General features: G+C 68.7%; 19 protein-coding genes. 14 read left to right on the top strand and 5 right to left on the bottom strand.

Features of this window, described 5'->3' with window-relative positions; genetic code table 11:
* Positions 1-60: 60 nt before the first annotated feature.
* From IE066_RS10535 to IE066_RS10525, 3 genes are all read left to right on the top strand, one after another.
* The gene (locus tag IE066_RS10535; protein WP_189449602.1) at positions 61-789 is read left to right on the top strand and encodes a TSCPD domain-containing protein; all 729 of its coding nucleotides are present in this window, start codon (positions 61-63) and stop codon (positions 787-789) included.
* 73 nt (positions 790-862) lie between these two features.
* Entirely contained in the window at positions 863-1,510 is a 648-nt protein-coding gene (locus IE066_RS10530) for a hypothetical protein (protein WP_189449601.1), read from the top strand.
* Positions 1,511-1,562: 52 nt separating this feature from the next.
* Positions 1,563-2,690 carry a hypothetical protein gene (locus IE066_RS10525; protein ID WP_229790779.1) on the top strand — a complete coding sequence of 376 codons (1,128 nt, stop codon included), beginning with the start codon at positions 1,563-1,565 and terminating at the stop codon, positions 2,688-2,690.
* Between the two features lie 469 nt (positions 2,691-3,159).
* Here IE066_RS10525 and IE066_RS10520 read toward each other — a convergent pair whose 3' ends face one another.
* Positions 3,160-3,816 carry a phytanoyl-CoA dioxygenase family protein gene (locus IE066_RS10520; protein ID WP_189449599.1) on the bottom strand — a complete coding sequence of 219 codons (657 nt, stop codon included), beginning with the start codon at positions 3,814-3,816 and terminating at the stop codon, positions 3,160-3,162.
* 513 nt (positions 3,817-4,329) lie between these two features.
* Positions 4,330-4,560 (bottom strand): hypothetical protein, encoded by a 231-nt coding sequence (locus IE066_RS10515; protein WP_189449589.1) that lies wholly within the window; start codon positions 4,558-4,560, stop codon positions 4,330-4,332.
* Positions 4,561-5,261: 701 nt separating this feature from the next.
* Here IE066_RS10515 and IE066_RS10510 point away from each other — a divergent pair.
* The 8 genes from IE066_RS10510 to IE066_RS10475 all read left to right on the top strand — a co-directional run bounded on the left by IE066_RS10510 (position 5,262) and on the right by IE066_RS10475 (position 10,592).
* The gene (locus tag IE066_RS10510) at positions 5,262-5,615 is read left to right on the top strand and encodes an FKBP-type peptidyl-prolyl cis-trans isomerase (protein WP_189449587.1); all 354 of its coding nucleotides are present in this window, start codon (positions 5,262-5,264) and stop codon (positions 5,613-5,615) included.
* A gap of 240 nt (positions 5,616-5,855) precedes the next feature.
* Positions 5,856-6,305 carry a hypothetical protein gene (locus IE066_RS10505; RefSeq protein WP_189449584.1) on the top strand — a complete coding sequence of 150 codons (450 nt, stop codon included), beginning with the start codon at positions 5,856-5,858 and terminating at the stop codon, positions 6,303-6,305.
* 378 nt (positions 6,306-6,683) lie between these two features.
* Positions 6,684-7,454 carry a hypothetical protein gene (locus IE066_RS10500; RefSeq protein ID WP_189449583.1) on the top strand — a complete coding sequence of 257 codons (771 nt, stop codon included), beginning with the start codon at positions 6,684-6,686 and terminating at the stop codon, positions 7,452-7,454.
* An 85-nt stretch (positions 7,455-7,539) separates the two neighbouring features.
* The gene (locus IE066_RS10495) at positions 7,540-8,019 is read left to right on the top strand and encodes a hypothetical protein (protein WP_229790778.1); all 480 of its coding nucleotides are present in this window, start codon (positions 7,540-7,542) and stop codon (positions 8,017-8,019) included.
* A 68-nt stretch (positions 8,020-8,087) separates the two neighbouring features.
* A complete protein-coding gene (locus tag IE066_RS10490; RefSeq protein WP_189449581.1) occupies positions 8,088-8,276 on the top strand; it encodes a CPXCG motif-containing cysteine-rich protein in 189 nt (62 codons plus the stop codon).
* A gap of 10 nt (positions 8,277-8,286) precedes the next feature.
* Positions 8,287-9,111 carry an N-acyl homoserine lactonase family protein gene (locus IE066_RS10485; protein ID WP_189449579.1) on the top strand — a complete coding sequence of 275 codons (825 nt, stop codon included), beginning with the start codon at positions 8,287-8,289 and terminating at the stop codon, positions 9,109-9,111.
* A 27-nt stretch (positions 9,112-9,138) separates the two neighbouring features.
* Positions 9,139-9,480, top strand: coding sequence for a YciI family protein (locus IE066_RS10480; protein WP_189449577.1), 342 nt, complete (start codon positions 9,139-9,141; stop codon positions 9,478-9,480).
* A gap of 188 nt (positions 9,481-9,668) precedes the next feature.
* Positions 9,669-10,592 carry a hypothetical protein gene (locus tag IE066_RS10475; protein ID WP_189449575.1) on the top strand — a complete coding sequence of 308 codons (924 nt, stop codon included), beginning with the start codon at positions 9,669-9,671 and terminating at the stop codon, positions 10,590-10,592.
* 183 nt (positions 10,593-10,775) lie between these two features.
* Here the strand turns inward: IE066_RS10475 and IE066_RS10470 are convergent, their stop codons facing one another.
* Complete coding sequence (locus tag IE066_RS10470) at positions 10,776-10,994, bottom strand: hypothetical protein (RefSeq protein WP_189449573.1); 219 nt, start codon at positions 10,992-10,994, stop codon at positions 10,776-10,778.
* A 101-nt stretch (positions 10,995-11,095) separates the two neighbouring features.
* On the opposite strand from IE066_RS10470, the gene IE066_RS10465 reads away from it, so the two are divergent.
* Positions 11,096-11,311 carry a hypothetical protein gene (locus IE066_RS10465; RefSeq protein ID WP_189449571.1) on the top strand — a complete coding sequence of 72 codons (216 nt, stop codon included), beginning with the start codon at positions 11,096-11,098 and terminating at the stop codon, positions 11,309-11,311.
* Positions 11,312-11,553: 242 nt separating this feature from the next.
* Here IE066_RS10465 and IE066_RS10460 read toward each other — a convergent pair whose 3' ends face one another.
* Positions 11,554-12,444: an endonuclease/exonuclease/phosphatase family protein gene (locus IE066_RS10460; protein ID WP_189449569.1), complete on the bottom strand. Its 891-nt coding sequence runs from the start codon at positions 12,442-12,444 to the stop codon at positions 11,554-11,556.
* Between the two features lie 42 nt (positions 12,445-12,486).
* Positions 12,487-14,172 carry a GspE/PulE family protein gene (locus IE066_RS10455; RefSeq protein WP_189449567.1) on the bottom strand — a complete coding sequence of 562 codons (1,686 nt, stop codon included), beginning with the start codon at positions 14,170-14,172 and terminating at the stop codon, positions 12,487-12,489.
* A gap of 168 nt (positions 14,173-14,340) precedes the next feature.
* Between IE066_RS10455 and IE066_RS10450 the strand changes: the two genes are divergently transcribed.
* Together IE066_RS10450 and IE066_RS10445 are read left to right on the top strand one after the other, a co-directional pair.
* Entirely contained in the window at positions 14,341-14,811 is a 471-nt protein-coding gene (locus IE066_RS10450) for a YehS family protein (protein ID WP_189449565.1), read from the top strand.
* Positions 14,812-14,860: 49 nt separating this feature from the next.
* Entirely contained in the window at positions 14,861-15,973 is a 1,113-nt protein-coding gene (locus IE066_RS10445) for a serine hydrolase domain-containing protein (RefSeq protein WP_189449563.1), read from the top strand.
* Positions 15,974-16,058: the final 85 nt, after the last annotated feature.

Below are 16,058 nucleotides of genomic sequence, written 5' to 3'. Positions count from 1 at the left end.
GCGCCGCCCAGGGCGACGCGCCACTACCGACAACAGCAACGCAGCACGGGGACAGGGCCGATGGCCGTCAAGATCGAGAAGAAAATCAAGGGCTACAGCGTGATCGGTGCGGAGGATCGCGCCCGCGAGGCCCAGGCCAGCAGCGCGCCCGCCCCGGTGGAGAACAAGCTCGCCGACGTCATCCAGATGCACGAGCGCGTCGAGCGCCCGGACGTGCTGATCGGCTCCACCTACAAGATCAAGACGCCGCTGGTCGAGCACGCCATGTACGTGACGATCAACGACATCGTGCTCAACGCCGGCACCGAGCACGAACAGCGCCGCCCGTTCGAGGTCTTCATCAACTCCAAGTCGATGGAGCACTTCCAGTGGATCGTCGCGCTCACGCGCATCATGTCCGCCGTGTTCCGCAAGGGCGGCGACGTGACCTTCCTGGTCGACGAGATGAAGGCCGTGTTCGACCCGCGCGGCGGCTACTTCAAGGCCGGCGGCGTGTACATGCCGAGCCTGGTGGCCGAGATCGGCGCCGTGGTCGAGGAACACATGAAGTCGATCGGCCTGATCCACGACCCCGAAATGAGCGACGCCGCCCGCGCCCTGATCGCCGAGAAGCGCGCCGCGTACGAACGCGCGAATGCACCCGCCGCGAACGAGAGCGTGGCCGTCACCGGCGACGGCACCACCTTCCCGCCCAGCGCGACCATGTGCCACAAGTGCAGCACGAAGGCGCTGGTGCTGATGGATGGGTGTGCGACTTGCTTGAATTGTGGGTATAGCAAGTGCGGGTGAGGCCCCACCCCTAACAGCACTTCAATCAAGGCCAGGCATCGACACGACCTGGCCTTTTTTGTGGATATGAATGATGGATATCAGCAGTCCGCTGAAGCCCGACGTCTTCCGCGTGGTGGTTGTGATCCTCCTGCCTGGAATGCTCGCCGCATTTCCTTGGGCCGCATGGTTCATATGGCCGGCCCTCCTGCAGGTAACGACGTGGCAAGACGCGGGCGTAATCGTCGGCGCCTCTGTGCTGGCGTTGTCTCTAGTCGTAGGAATGATCATTGAGGACGTCGGATCAGAAATTGAGGTTAAGTACGTCGATCGCTACGTTTGCCGCACGAAGTCACTCGCCTACTCAGACTTCGATCAACAGTGGATGAGCTACCTTTTCACCACCTCGGCCGAACGATTCGTCGCGCAGCGCTATGTTCGGGCCATGGTCACCCGGTTGAAGTTCGAGCTCTCCATGATTCCCGCGTGTACATCCGCGGCATTTGCCATCGCACTCGCCTGGGTAAAAGACGTTGGATTCGACTGGCAAACGACTCTTGGACTTGTGATCGCAACTGCGGCAATAGCGATTTACATGCTCGACCAAGCCCGAAAAGGGGCATGGCAGCTTCATGAAATCCGCATGGAAATCTGCCGCCGAGAACTCGGCATACCATTGTCGAGCGGGGGCGAAAAATTGACCTCAACTCTTCCGTTAACGGACCGCGCGCATGGTGACTAAAGCTAGGCACTCGCAAACACCTCAAACGCATGAGGAACGCATTGAGGCGGCCGTGACTAAGAAAAAGGCAAGGAACAGCCGCCCTTTTCCTGCGGCGTCTTTTCAGGAAGCGCTCGAATTTGCGAAGGCGATATTTGATTTCGGAAGCGGGCAAGCCGTTAGACGAGTATCTGTCTTTGACCACCTTCAAAAGTCACCAGAAAGCAGCGCAAGTCGCCAGCTCATCACCAATGCGGGCAAGTACGGGCTAACCGAGGGCGGCTATCAGGCTGAATTTCTCAAACTCACAAGCGACGGCCTGAAAGCGGTTGATGATGAGCTCCCACCTCGTGAGCAGTCCCGCGCTCGCATAGCCCTCGCAATCGAGCGAATCGATTCGTTCAGAGCTCTATACGAGCGATTTCTAGGAAATAAGCTTCCACTGAGAGCTGCCCTGATCGACGCGGCCAAAGATGCCGGGGTGCCTGAAGATCTCGCAGAAGAAGCGGTTGATACATTTGTGATCAACCTGCGGTTTGTCGGTCTGCTGCAGACCCTCTCGGGCGCGGAACGAATTGTCTCAGTTGAGCACTTTTTAGATACGCTTCCAGCGAAAGCGGACTCGCGCGTGCTATCCGATTTTGCCCGGCCACAACTAGATCAATACCGTGTGGAAAACGGCGCAATGGTGACAGCGCCTAAGGCCGAATTTGACGCCATGTGCTTTTACATCACGCCTATCGGTGAGGAGGGTAGCGAGCAGCGCAAGCACTCCGATCTCTTTGTCAGCTCTATTGTTGAGCCTGCTCTGGAGCCTTTCGGATTGAAGCTTGTCAGGGCGGATGCGATTGACAAGCCAGGAACGATCACTCGGCAAATCATCGACTGCATACTGCAATCGAGACTTGTGATTGCAGACTTGTCATTTCACAACCCGAACGTGTTTTACGAACTCGCCTTGCGCCACGCCGCGCGATTGCCAATTGTGCAAATTTCGCGAACGCAGGAGCGATTGCCTTTCGATGTAAACCAGATGCGCACGATACGTATAGATACGTCCGACATCTATTCGCTAGTCCCAAAGCTTGAAACGCATCGTGCGGAGATCAGCAGCCAGGTGCGTCGGGCTCTGGACGACCCCGAGGCGGTGGACAATCCGATCAGCACGTTTTATCCCGCGCTTCGGATGTCTATTTCCTAGCGAAGCAGAAACAGATAAGCAGGAGAGAGGCAGGGGTCAGAGTGCGATTTCCTCAACCTCAGCAGCCGAGTAGTAACGCAAAAAAAGCGAACAAAGGGCTCCGAACAAAGGGGTCAGGTTCATTTAGGAAATTGGCGTCAGAGTCCGATTCCTCGACCTCAGTAGCCTGGCAACACCACGAAAACGGGGTCAGAGTGCATTTTCGTCGCCGTCGGTAGCCGAGCCGGATTGAAGGTCAGAGTCGAGTTCCCTGGACCTCATTTGCCGAGTGCTATCGACAGACCCCCCAAGGGCGGCGCGCACGACGCGCGCCGTCGCGACCAAACGAGGCAGCGCCGCTCGCGATCGGCTGGCTCGCGCGCTGACGAACGCCCGCCGTGCTGCGGCGGGCAAGCAGTGCCGAGTGTGGCGATCCGGCGCGCTCGCCGACCCGTGCCCGTCCCGTCGCCTGTCGGCGATCCGGCCGCGCTTACGGCTCGAAGAACTCGACCTCATCCATGCGCACCCCGCGCAGCGCCGCCGTCGCGCGGTGCGCCTCGAGGTTGGGCGCCGCGAAGTAGCCGATCAGGATCGACCGCCGGCGCGCACCGCTGGTATTGCACGATGCCGCGTGCACCAGATCGGCGTCGAATACGAGCACGTCGCCGCCGCGGCCGGCGAGCTGTATCGCGCGCGATTCGGCGTCGGGGTCGACCGGAGCGCTGCGCGGCTCGGTGCGGTGGCTGCCCGGCACCAACCGCGTAGCGCCGTTGTGCGGGCCGTAGTCGTCGAAGAAGGCGATCGCGTTGACGGTATCGCCTGCGCGCGTCGCGGAGAGATCGCGGTGCAGTCCCTGGTGTCCGCCGTCGGGGAGGGGTTCGCGGCCTTCCACCTGCGCCAGGAAGAAGCGCTCGCCGATCAATGCGCCCGCGGCGGCGATCATCGCCGGCAGGCGGCACACGGCGCGCACGGTGGGGTCGAGATCGACCAGCGCATGCCGCCAGTCCGGACCGCGCGGCACCGGCCACGCGTGCCCGGGCCGCACGCCCGCATCGAAGGCGGCGCGCAGCGGGTCGAGCCAGGCGTCGGGGATGGCGCCACGCAGCAGGGCGTAGCCGTCACGTTGCAGTGCGTCGCGGTCGATCACGGGGCGGCGTGGGCGGAGGGACGCGGACCTTGTACGGGCGGCGGCGGCCGGTCGCAAGTGAAAAGGCGTCAGGCTCCACTTCCAAGCGGCTACCCGGGCCCAGGAGAAACAGGGGGCGGAGTGAAATTCCTCGCCCCCGATAGCCCGTCAATGCCACGAGACCGAAGGGCGGCGCACAGGACGTGCATCGTCGCCATCACGTGGGGAAGCGCTGCCTGCGAGCTACTGGCTCGCGCGCTGACGAACGCCTGCCGCGCTGCGACGGGCTACAGGGTGCCGCGTGTGGCGATCCGGGCAGTCGCAGCCGGTCGCGAGCTGTAGATCCTCGGCGCGCGCCGCTTCTTTTGGCTGCTTTTCTTCGGGAGCAAAGCAGTCGACTCGCGCGCGCCAGCGCTCGTAACGCCTTTTGGCGGTGCGTCTGGCGAAGGTCGCCTCAGGCCCGCCCTGCAAGCCGGCGTCGACGGCCTCGAGCCGCGCCGGAACGAGGCGCGGCTCGCCAACCGCGAGCGCCTTTCAGGCGCGGGACGCGGCGCTCGAGCCGGGGCGGCGACTCGAAACCGCGGCGCCCGCAATGCCGCCGAGACCGAAGAGAGTCAACGCGAGGATGGCTTCCCAGTCGTAGGTGCCAACGAGCGGCCAATCGAACGCCTCGTTCGCGAACGCCAGGGCAAGCACCATCAGGAAGAGTGCTGACGCCTTCTTCTGGCGGCTGGACAAGCGGGCAATACGGGATTCGTGAGCCATGCGACACGTCCTCCACTCCGGGTCACGCGCCAATTAGGCGCCTTCGACGGGTCGAGGCATGTGCCGGAAGTCGGACCGGCTGGCGCGCCGGGGCAAGCAGAACAGCAGTTTCGTCCGGTTACGTTTCTTTCGGCGGCAAGGAAGTCGACTCGGGCGCGCAGCGCACCAAACGCGTCCGACTCGCCGACCCGCGGCGGCCTGCCCCGCTCCCGCCGATGGATACGCCACGAGCGGCCCGTCGGCCAGGCCACGCGCCAGGACCGACGCCGAGACCGCCCCGCGAATCGCCCAGACCGGTTCGCGAACCACTCGCAGCCTCTCCGGAGGCGCTTCGCGGGCTTCCGGAAGCACTTCAGGCGCTTCCCGAAGCGCTCCGACCGGTTCCATAAGCACTCCGAGCGCTTCCGGAAGCGCTCCGACGGCTTCGATAGGCGCTTCGACCGCCTCGATAAGCCCTCCGACCGCTTCGCGAAGCCCTCGAAGCGCTTCCGCAGGCACTTGGAGCGATTCGCGAACCGCGCGCCGCGCCTGCGCAGGCGCGACGTCGACATCGCCACCCGCCCGCGACGTCCGCGCCTGCCTACATCCCACCGGCGACGGGCGAGCAAGGCCGGCCGCGACTTGCCCGGGGCGCCCCACCCGGGCCGCTTACCGGTCGACGGCTAAACTCCGCCCCCCATTCGCCATCGACTGGAACCCCCGTGGCCTACACCACCACCCCCTCCGGCCTGCAGTACGAAGACACCACGGTCGGCACCGGCCCGGAAGCGCAGCGCGGCCGCAACGTCACCGTGCACTACACCGGCTGGCTGTACGAGAACGGCGAGCAGGGCCAGAAGTTCGACTCCAGCAAGGACCGCGGCGAGCCCTTCATCTTCCCGCTGGGCGCCGGCATGGTCATCAAGGGCTGGGACGAGGGCGTGCAGGGCATGCGCGAAGGCGGCGTCCGCACGCTGATCATCCCGGCCGACCTGGGCTACGGCGCGCGCGGCGCCGGCGGCGTGATCCCGCCGAACGCGACGCTGAAGTTCGAGGTGGAGCTGCTAGGCGCCTGAGGCGAATGAGGCCGGCGCGATCGCCCTGGCCTCGCCCTGCAGCATCACGGCACCAACTGACGGCCGACAGAAGTGTCGGCCGTCGCCGTTTGCGGCAATCACGCGGGCGCTCGGCTGGAAAAGCTCGAAACACAGGCGAGACATTTTCGGGGTGCCGCTGGCTATTGGCGGCCAGGGAGGGCTGCGCTCGCGCTCTACACTCCGCGTCATCTCATTCGAGACACGCCCGGGGAGGGGACCGTGAACCGCTTCGTCATCTCGCTTGTTCTATCGCTCGCCATGCTGTCGTCCGGCTGCGCCACCTCACGAAAAGTGGTGGTCAATCCGGGAACGTCGATCCAGCCCAAGAGCGCCCATGTCGTCACGCACGGCGACAACTCGGCTGACATGGACGCAAGCCTCCAGCGCGCACTCATGTCGCATGGCCTGCGTGTCACGTCGGGGCCGGACGGCCAGCAGACGGATGCCGACCTGCTGGTGCGCTACGCCGACAACTGGAAGTGGGACATGGTGATGTACCTGCGTGCGCTGGACGTCCAAGTCTATGACGCCAAGACCGGCACTCTGCTCGGCAGCGGCGCATGGAAGAACTCCGCGCTGCACGGCTACCACGACCGCGACAAGGTGGTGTCGAACATCGTGGACGAGCTGGCGACGAAGCTCGGGTTCCCGATAGCGAAAGCGCCGTAAAAGGCGCCTTCTCGCTGGCCGGAGATGTCGCGAGAGACCCGAAGGGCGGCACACAGGACGTGCGCCGTCGCCAACCAGTGAGGAAGCGCTGCTTGCGAGCCACTGGCTCGCGCGCTGACGAACGCCCGCCGCGCTGCGGCGGGCTGCAATATGCCGAGTGTCGCGATCCGCGCAATCCCGTCCGGTCGCGAGCTGTAGATCCGTCGGGAAGGCCCTTTCTTTTGGTCATCTTTTCTTTGGGCCAGCAAAGAAAGCTGACTAGGCGGGCAGCGCACGAAACGCGTTGTACATGCTGCGCCGGAAGCCCGGCCACTACCCGACGGCCAGCGGCTCCGATCGCACCGGGGTATCGTCGCCAAAACACCTCGCGAGCCGACCATGCCCCGCCGCCTGCTGGCCCTTGCCGCCCTGCTCCCGCTGATGGCGACCGCGCAAGGCGCGGTGTCATTCCAGATCAACGCGGAAGACCATGGCGACGGCCGCTATCGCATCCGCGCGACCGTCCCCGGCACCACCGACCTGCGCGAGGCGCAGGCGCTGCTCGCGCCCGCATTCGCGCAGATCTGCCAGGGCGCGACGGTCACCTTGGGGCGCTACACGTTCGAGGGGCAGGAGGCCGTCACCGGTACGACGCCGAAACAGCTCCAGCTCACGCAGGACGTGCAGTGCGGCGACGCGCGTCCGCTGGTCGCGGATTCCGCCGCGCGCCCGGCGCCGACGCCGGCCGACGAGGAACGCGTGCGGGCGAACATGGCCACCTTCCTCAAGGCGCGCGACGCCGGCGACCGCACGTCGCTGGCCGCGCTGTACTCCAGTGAAATCAAACGCGACCTGCTGATGCCCGATGCGATCGCCAGCCAGACCGCATTCGTACGTGCGGCAGGTGCACCGGGCGCGGTACGCCTGTTCGACCTCGACTGGCAGGACGATCCCAAGGGCATACCGGCCGGGCGCTACGTCGCCGTGGATTACGTCGTCGACTACGCGACCGGTGCGAAGAGTTGCGGCTATGTCGGCTGGCGCCAGATCACGCCCGAGCTGTACGAGGCCGTGCACGTCGAACAGGGCAACCTCGACGCCGCAACGCTCGCCGGTATCCCCGCGTCGGACCGCGATGCGGTGCTGCGCAAGATGGGCTGCCGCGAGTAGGCGTTTCGCGTGCAGGTGCCAGCCCGACGCACCGTCCACGCGCGCCCGCGTAGCGTCCGTGGACCGCCATCCACCGGGACCGCCTGTGAACAAACTCGCCTTCGCCCTCGTCGCCTGCACGCTGCTCGCCGCCTGTTCCGATCGCGCGCCTACCGACACGCCCGCGGCCGATGCGCCGGCAAGCGATGCCAGCGCGACGGCACCTGCCGCGCCGGAACGCGACGCCAGCGATGCCACCGATGCCACGCCCGCGCCCGCGACGCCCGCCCCGGCCGACGGCGCCGCACTCGAAGCGGACTACCTCGGCCGCTGGACCGGCGTTGAAGGCATGTACCTCGTGGTGGCGGCCAAGCCCGGTGGCGGCGTCACGCTGGAGATGCAGTGGGATCTCGACCACAAGGGCACGTTCGATGGCTCGGTGACCGCCGAGGGCCTGCGCTTCATGCGCGACGGCGTGGCGGAAAGCGCGGTGCGCACCGACGGCGACGCGACGGGCCTGAAATACCTGGCGGGCAAGAAGGACTGCCTGACGGTGAAGCCGGGCGAGGGCTACTGCCGCGACTGATGTGGCGGGCCACGCCAGGGGCCGCGCGGGATTACAGTCACCCGCTCGACGCCGGCAGGAGGCACCGCATGCTCACCACGCACGACGGCAGCTGCCCCTACTGCGGCGAGCCGATCAGCCTCGCCATCGACGCCAGCGCCGGCGCGCAGACCTACATCGAGGACTGCGCGGTCTGCTGCCGGCCGATAACGGTGATCCTCGACATCGACGACGACGGCGAGCCCGTCGTCCGCCTGCAGTCCGAAACCGACACCTGACGGAGTCCCCATGCGCACCACCCGCCTGCTGCTCGCCACCGCCCTGCTCGGCCTCTGCGGCGCCGCCCATGCCGCCGACGTCGCCCTCGCCCGCCTCGACTGCGGCGGCCCGCGCGAAGCCGTGAGCGTCGCCGCGTTCTCCGACACCTTCGAGCACGAGAACCGCAAGATCGCGCTCACGTACAGCTGCTACCTCGTGCGCAACGGCGACCGCTACCTGCTGTGGGACACCGGCAATGCGCTCGACGGCTCGGACGCCGCGCCGAAGGTGTCGCTCGTCGACCAGCTCGCGCGCATCGGCGTGAAGCCGGCGGACATCGACTTCGTCGGCATCAGCCACTACCACGACGACCACACCGGCCAGCTCGCGCAGTTTCCCGACGCCACGCTGCTGATCGGCGCGAACGACTGGAACGCGGTGACGGCCAGCGAAACGCCGGCGGGCTTCGATCCGAAGCAGTACGCCGAGCGCCGCGCGCGCTTCGCGCCGTGGATCGGCCGCGGCAAGCTCGAACGCGTGAGCGGCGACCGCCGCGACGTGTTCGGCGACGGCAGCGTGCTGATGCTCGACCTGCCCGGCCACACGCCGGGCCACCGCGGCCTGCTGGTGAAGCTGGCGAAGAAGGGCAACGTGCTGCTGACGGGCGACGTCACCCATTTCCACGAGAACTACCGCTCCAACGGCGTGCCGACCTGGAACACCAACCGCGCCGACTCGCTGGCCTCGCTCGACCGCTTCCGCAAGATCGCCGAGAACCTCAAGGCCACGGTGATCATCCAGCATGATCCGCGCGACATCGGAAAGCTGCCGGCGTTCCCGGCGTTCGCCGACTGATCCGCGCGACGACCCGAGGCGACGACGATGGCCAAGTACCTGATCGCATTCCCGAGCGCGGCGATGGCGGTGCCCGACGGCGAGTGGGACGCCACGGTGCGCGATTCGCACGCGGTGATCGAAGACGCGAAGGCCGCCGGCGTCTACGTGTTCGCTGGCGGCATCGACGACGGCACGCCGGTGGTGCGGGTGTCCGCCGACGGCCGCGTGGTCGACGGCGCGACGAACGGCGCGCGTGCGATCGACGGCGGCTTCGCCGTGTTCGAGCTGCCCACGCGCGAGGCGGCCATCGACTGGGCCGCGCGCCTGGCGAAGGCCTGCCGCGCGGACCAGGAACTGCGGGTGTTCCACTTCGATCCGGCGTCGTGAACGGGACGCACGCGGAACCCGCTTGAACGGGTGAGGCGTGGCCGCGCGCAGGGGGTCCAGCGTCGCAGGCCGGCGATGCGCGGTGGCGGCGATGCCCACTTCCCGACAGGCGTGGTCCGGACGACACTCCGGCCATCGCCGGCGCCACCCTATCGCGCGCCGGCCATGGACACGGGGGAACATCGGACGTGAAACGCACACCCGTCATCGCAGCGGCGCTGGCCATCGTGGCCGTCGCCGGCATCGGCTGGAATCGATATGCCGCATCCGGCGGCGACGCCGTCACCCCTGCGCGTGCGCCCGCTGCATCGGGCATTGCCACCAGAAACGATGCGGCGCGCGCGGCCCAGCCCGCGCCCGTGCCGCCGCCGGACACGCCGGTTCGCGACGTGGTCGCGCAGCTGCGCCCGTTCGCCGAGCGCGGCTCGCCCGCGGCCGCCTGCCGCATCGTGCTGGAAATGTCGCGCTGCGAGGAAGTGGCGGTAGCGATGCGTCTGGCGAGCAGCCTGGAACCGAAGAAGCCGACGCCACAGATGCTCGATGCGATCTCGCGCTCGCTCGACGAGGTCGAGGCCGGCGCGCACGCGTGCGAAGGCGTACCGCGCATCGACGAGGCCACGCTCTACCGCTACCAGACGGTCGTCGCCAGCCACGGCGGCATCGCCCAGGAGCGGTGGCTCGTCGGCATGCCGGTACTGGACCCGAACGATTTCCTGTCGAACCTCGATGCTTGGCGCGACTACCGTGTACGCGCACTGCGCTACGTCGACCGGGCCATCGCGCGCCGCGACCGCGCGGATCTTCCGCTGCTGCTGCAACTGCACTCCCCGAACCGGTTCCGCAGCCGCTACGGCATCGCAGTGGTGAACGACGTGCCGATGTTCCTCGCGTTGTACGACGCCGCGGAACTCAATGACGCGTCGCTGGTGCCGCGCCTGCGATTGGCCGCGCGTGAGCTGCGCGAAGAACTGTCGCCGGCAGAGCGCGAGCGCTATCTCGCGCTGAAGGCGCGCATCGCGGTGAAGTGGAACGACAACGGCGACGACGGTTCGTACGCGGGCGGCATCACGCCGTCGGGCGGGCCGTATTCCGGGCCCTGCAAGGGGCTCTGAAACGCCGGAGCCCGCACGCGGCGGGCTCCGGACATCGTTCGGATGACGGTATCGGGCGCTAATGGAACGCCCCGCGCGACATCGCACGGAACATCCCCGCCCTGCGCCACGGAAACAGCGCGCAGGGCACCGCGACGCAGAGCCCGGCGTACGGCCGGGCGCCACGCGTGATGACGACGAACCTCAATGCCGGCTTCGCGGCGCGGCCACCGGACGCGGCGCGCGCGTGGCGGCTTCGTCCACGCGGGTCAGCACGCGCGTGTTGCCGAGGCGTTCGATCGATCCGCCGTTGCGGCGGAAGGCGGCGATGTCGCGCGCGATCTGCTCGTGCGTGAGCGACTGCGACGCGTCGTTGCTGCGACGGCTGCGCGTGGCGAAGGGACGCTGGGTACTCAGGCTCATGACAGGCTCCTGTCGTTCGGTCGCGATGGATGCGACGAAGCGGCGCGAACCGCCGGTGCGGTCGGCCGGAAACGACCCGGAGGCCGTGCGGAAGTGTGGGCATGACCGCCGTGGGCGGTGCGAATCACCGGAAGGGCACAGGCGCGAAGGATCTGGCGATCGGCCTGCATGCCACGCTGCTCGCGCCGCGTCATGCCGTGCACGACGATGCGGCGGAACGTCTTCTTCGGGTTCGCGCTGTACGCGAATACGCCGGAGGCGCTGCGAAATCTGCAGTAATTCTAGCATTTCGCGCGTTTTCGATCGAGCGGCCGTAGGCGGGCGCGTCATGCACGGTGCAGCGAATGCACGTCGATTCGCATGAATTCGCTGTATCGGACGTGCTGCGCAAGCGGTGTCGATGCGCGCGCCTACGTCACTTGCGCGGCAACACTCGCGTCAGCGACGCGCCGGCATTCGCGCATGCGCACGGATGCATCCGCGTGACGCATTGCGGGTATCGATCGTGTAGCGATGCGCGGCCCGGGCGCGGCACATCGCCGGCGCCCGGTGCGGTGGTTCAGCGCAGGCGCGCCGAGATCGGGCAGTGGTCGCTCAGGTGATCGGCGCCCTCGGCGTAGGTGAGCTCGCTGAAGCTCTCGAGGCCGGCGCTGGCCCGGCGGTCGAGCACGATGTGGTCGATGAAGTCGGGATAGCGCGGATTGCAGGTCGCCTTGCGGTCGCCGCCGGCGCGCGCGAGGTCGGCGTTGGCCGGGTCGGCGTCGTCCCAGTCGGCCCAGGCGGCGTCGCCCGGCAACGCGAGGCGGCGGTTGAAGTCGCCCAGCACCGCGAAGCGCATGCCCTCGTTCGCACGCGCGTCGATCCACTGCTCCAGCACCGGCACCTGCCTGAAGAACACCGCACACGCGGCGTTGCTGTCGCCCGCGCTGCAGCCGGACTTCATGTGCACCGACAGCAGGCGCAGCGGCTGCGTGCCGCGCGGGCGCACGATCACGTCGACGCCCGAGCGCAGGTCGGCATCGCCCAGCTGCAGCGCGGTGACGTCGGGCTGGCGCTCGAAGGCGAGGCCCTTGCGGATGGCGAAGCCGGTGCGCTGCGCGCGGATCTTCTGGCCCTGCGCGCGGCCGCCGCAGTCGGCGGTGCGCGCATCGCCCGGGCGGTCCTCGATCAGCACGGTCCATTCGGCGGGGTCGAACAAGCGTTCGGCGGCGGCCTTCGATTCGACTTCCTGGAAGGCGACGACGTCGGCGCCGAGGCGCGCGACGTGCGCGCGCATCGCGGCGTAGTCGGCGTCGGTGCGCGGGCGGCAGCCGGTGCCGTTGCGCTCGGCGAGGTGCTCGGTGTTCCAGGAGGCGAGGGTCAGGCCCTGCGTGCGCGCGGCGTCGGTCGGGACGGCGCTGCAGGCGGCGGTGGCGAGGGCGATGGCGGCGATCAGGGCGGGCGTCTTCATGCGCGCAGTATGACGGCCTGCCCCGGCGGGACGACTGGTCGCTCAGTCGGCGCGGACACGGTAGGCCTCGGTCAGCGAGATGTGGCCCTCCCGCGCCAGCTGCAGGGCGGCCGCGGTGATCGGCACCATGCCGCCGGCCAGTGCGGCGGCATGCAGGCGGTCGGCCTCGACGCCGGGTGCGATGAGCGCCCGCAGCGCGGGCGTCACCGGCATCAGCTCGTAGACGGCGCGACGGCGGAACACGCCGGTGCCGTGGCAGCGCGGGCAGCCGCGGCCGATGCTGAAGCGCTCGTCCGGGCCGACGCCGAGTGCGGCGCGCACGGGGGGCGCGGGGTCTTCGGGCACGCGGCAGTGTTCGCAGGTCAGCCGCACCAGGCGCTGGGCGATCACGCCGGTGAGCGCAGCGCGCAACAGGTAGGCCTCGACGCCGAGCTCGAGCAGGCGCGTGAGCGTGCTCGCCGCGGTATTGGTGTGCAGCGTGCTCAGCACCAGATGGCCGGTGAGCGCGCTCTCCACGGCCATGCGGGCGGTCTCGCGGTCGCGGATCTCGCCGACCATGATCACGTCGGGGTCGTGGCGCAGGAAGCTGCGCAGCGCGCTGGCGAAGGTGACGCCGATCTCCTCGCAGACCTCCATCTGGCGGATGCCGGCCAGCGTGTACTCGACCGGATCCTCGACGGTGAGGATGTTGATCGGCTGCGTGCGCAGCGCCTGCAGGGCCGCGTAGAGCGTGGTGGACTTGCCCGAACCCGTGGGCCCGGTGGCGAGGAACAGCCCGTGCGGACGCGAGATCTGTGCGTCGAGCTCGGCACGATCGGCGGGCGTGAGCTGGATCTCGTCGAGCGTCCTGAGGCTTTCCTCGGTATCGAGCAGGCGGATCACCACGCTCTCGCCGTGCACCGTGGGCACCGTCGACACGCGCAGGTCGACCGGGCGGCGACCCTCGGGCCGGAACGTGCCGCGGCCGTCCTGCGGGCGGCGGCGCTCGGCGATGTCGAGACCGGCGAACACCTTGATGCGGTTGACCACCATCGCCGCCAGCTCGGGGATGACCTCGCGCTGGTGGACCATGTTGCCGTCGATGCGGAACAGCACCTCGACGCCCGCCGCGCCGGGCCGGATATGCACGTCCGAGGCGCGCTGGTCAACCGCCGACGCCATCAGCGCGCGCATGGCGCGGATCATCGTCGACTCGTTCGCCAGCGCCTCCTCGCGCGCGGCGTCATTCGCCGCACGCTGGCCCGGCACCAGGCCGAGCTGCGTGGCGATGCGGCCGTCCTCCTCGCGGTCGGCGCGCGCATTGGACCTGCCGCGGCGCGCCTGCCCGGTCGCGACCAGCGCGACCACCGGCCGGCTGCTGACGAAGCCGAGCGAGGACACCATCGCGTCGTCGGTCTCGGCATCGATGGCGACCGCGACCCAGCCGTGCGCGGCGCGCAGCGGCGTCATGCGCAGCCGGCGGCGCACCGCTTCGGGGAACAGCGTGTCCAGCGACGGATCGCGCGTGACCTGCGCCAGGTCGACCAGCGCCAGGCCGAGCCGCCGCGCGTGCGCCCAGGCCGCCTCGCCCTGATCGTCGCTGCGGGCAAGCCAGGCGTCGCGTGTCATCCGCAGCCCGTCCAGTGCCGCCTCCGGGCGGGCGGCGGCGCAGGCGGCCAGGTAGGCGTCGAGCTGCGCGTCGTCGTGGATGACCGGGAGGCTGTCGTGCTGGGTGTCGGTGCTGTCCATGGGGCTCCATCGCCGCGGGAACGCAGCACCGCCAGCCTAGCGGGCCCCGCGCCGCAGTTGGCGTCGGTGCGTCGCGGATCGGAGCACGGCAGGACAGGACGGCGGCTTCGCTGGGCGAATGCAGCCCGCGTCTTTATCCTGCACGCCCCTCCACGCAGGCCCGGCTCCATGATCAACAACGACGTCCTGCGCAGCGTGCGCTACCTGCTCGACCTCTCCGACGCGCACGTCGCGACCCTCGTGCAGATGGCCGACCCCACGGTGGTGCTCGAGCGCGACGAGGTGCAGGCCTTCCTGCGCAAGGAGGACGAGCCCGGCTTCGTCGCGCTCAGCGACCGCCTGCTGGGGCTGTTCCTCGACGGGCTGGTGATCCACTGCCGCGGCCCGCGCGAGGACGCCGCGCCGCGTGCGCCCGAGAAGCGCGTCAACAACAACGCCGTGCTGAAGAAGCTGCGCGTGGCCTTCGAGCTGAAGGACACCGACATGCACGCGATCTTCGAGGCCGCGGGGCATCCGATCTCCAAGCCCGAGCTGTCCGCGCTGTTCCGCCAGCCGGGCCACAAGAACTTCCGCCTCTGCGGCGACCAGCTGCTGCGCTACTTCCTGCGCGGGCTGACGCTGCGGGTGCGCGGCGGCTGAGTCGCGCATCGGCTAGGGTGGCGTTCCGCCCGAACGCCGCCGGATTCCCATGTCCCTCCGCCCCATGCGCCTGGCCGCCGTCGCCTGTGCGCTGCTGCTCGCCCTGCCCCTCGCGGCGCCCGCCCGCGACCACGCGCTGGAGGCGCAGGCCGACCGCCTCGCCGCGCAGGAACACTTCGACGGCGTGATCCTGGTCGGCGGGGGCCACGACGTGCGCATGCGTCGTGCCTACGGCCCCGAGGACGCCGAGCGCGGCATCGCCGCCACGCCGGCGACGCGCTACCAGGCCGGCTCGTTCTCCAAGTGGCTGGCGTCCGTGGTGGTGCTGCGACTGGTCGACCAGGGCAGGCTGTCGCTCGACAAGCCGGTGTCCACCTGGCTGCCGGACTACGCCAACGGCGACCGCGTCACCCTGCACCACCTGCTCTCGCATACCAGCGGCGTGCCGAACGACCTCGCGGCCGCGCTGAAGGCCAACGGCACGATGGCCGCGTTCGCCGGCATCGACGCGCTCACCGCGGTGCGGCGCTTCGCGAGCTCGCCGCTCGCGTTCGCGCCGGGCGAGCGCTTCGACTACTCGCATTCGAACTGGCTGGTGGTGCAGGCGGTGATCGAACGTGTCACCGGCCACCCCTATGCGCAGGTGGCGCGCGAGCAGGTGCTGCAGCCCCTGCGCCTGCGCGACAGCGGCGTATCGGTCGGCGACTTCTACGGCATTCCGCATGCGGCGCGTGGCTACGACGCGCTGCATCCGCAGGCCAAGCCGGCATCGACGGCGATGCTGTCGCCGGTGCCGGAGTTCCTCGGCCCGGTCGGCGGCCTCTACGGCACCGCGGACGACCTGCTGCGACTGCTCGACGGTGTCTACGACGGCGACCTGCTGTCGCCCTCGTCGCGCGAGGCGCTGTGGCGCGTCAACGTGCCGGAGCAGGACTACGCCTACGGCGGCCGCGTGCGCACGCGTCGCATCGATGGCCGCGAGCATCGGCTGAGCTGGAACAACAACTCCAACGGCCCGTACAAGTCGCTGATCGTGCGCGCGGACGACGGGCGCAGCGTGGTGCTGCTCAACAACAGCCGCATCGATGGCGCGGCGCTGACGCGCATCGCCGAGGCGCTGCTGGGGGTCGAGGCCGAACAGCCCACGCCTGCTGCCCACTGAACAGGCGGGGAAGCGCCCGGAACCGGCCGTTGCCTCTTCGTGTCCGTCTTGCGCGGCCCATGGCGGGCCGCCCCGCATCGCGGGT

The sequence above is a fragment of the Cognatilysobacter xinjiangensis genome (assembly GCF_014651995.1).
Lineage (GTDB): Bacteria > Pseudomonadota > Gammaproteobacteria > Xanthomonadales > Xanthomonadaceae > Cognatilysobacter > Cognatilysobacter xinjiangensis.
Note: the sequence above shows the minus strand (reverse complement) of the source record. Positions and strands in the feature narration are given on the sequence as shown.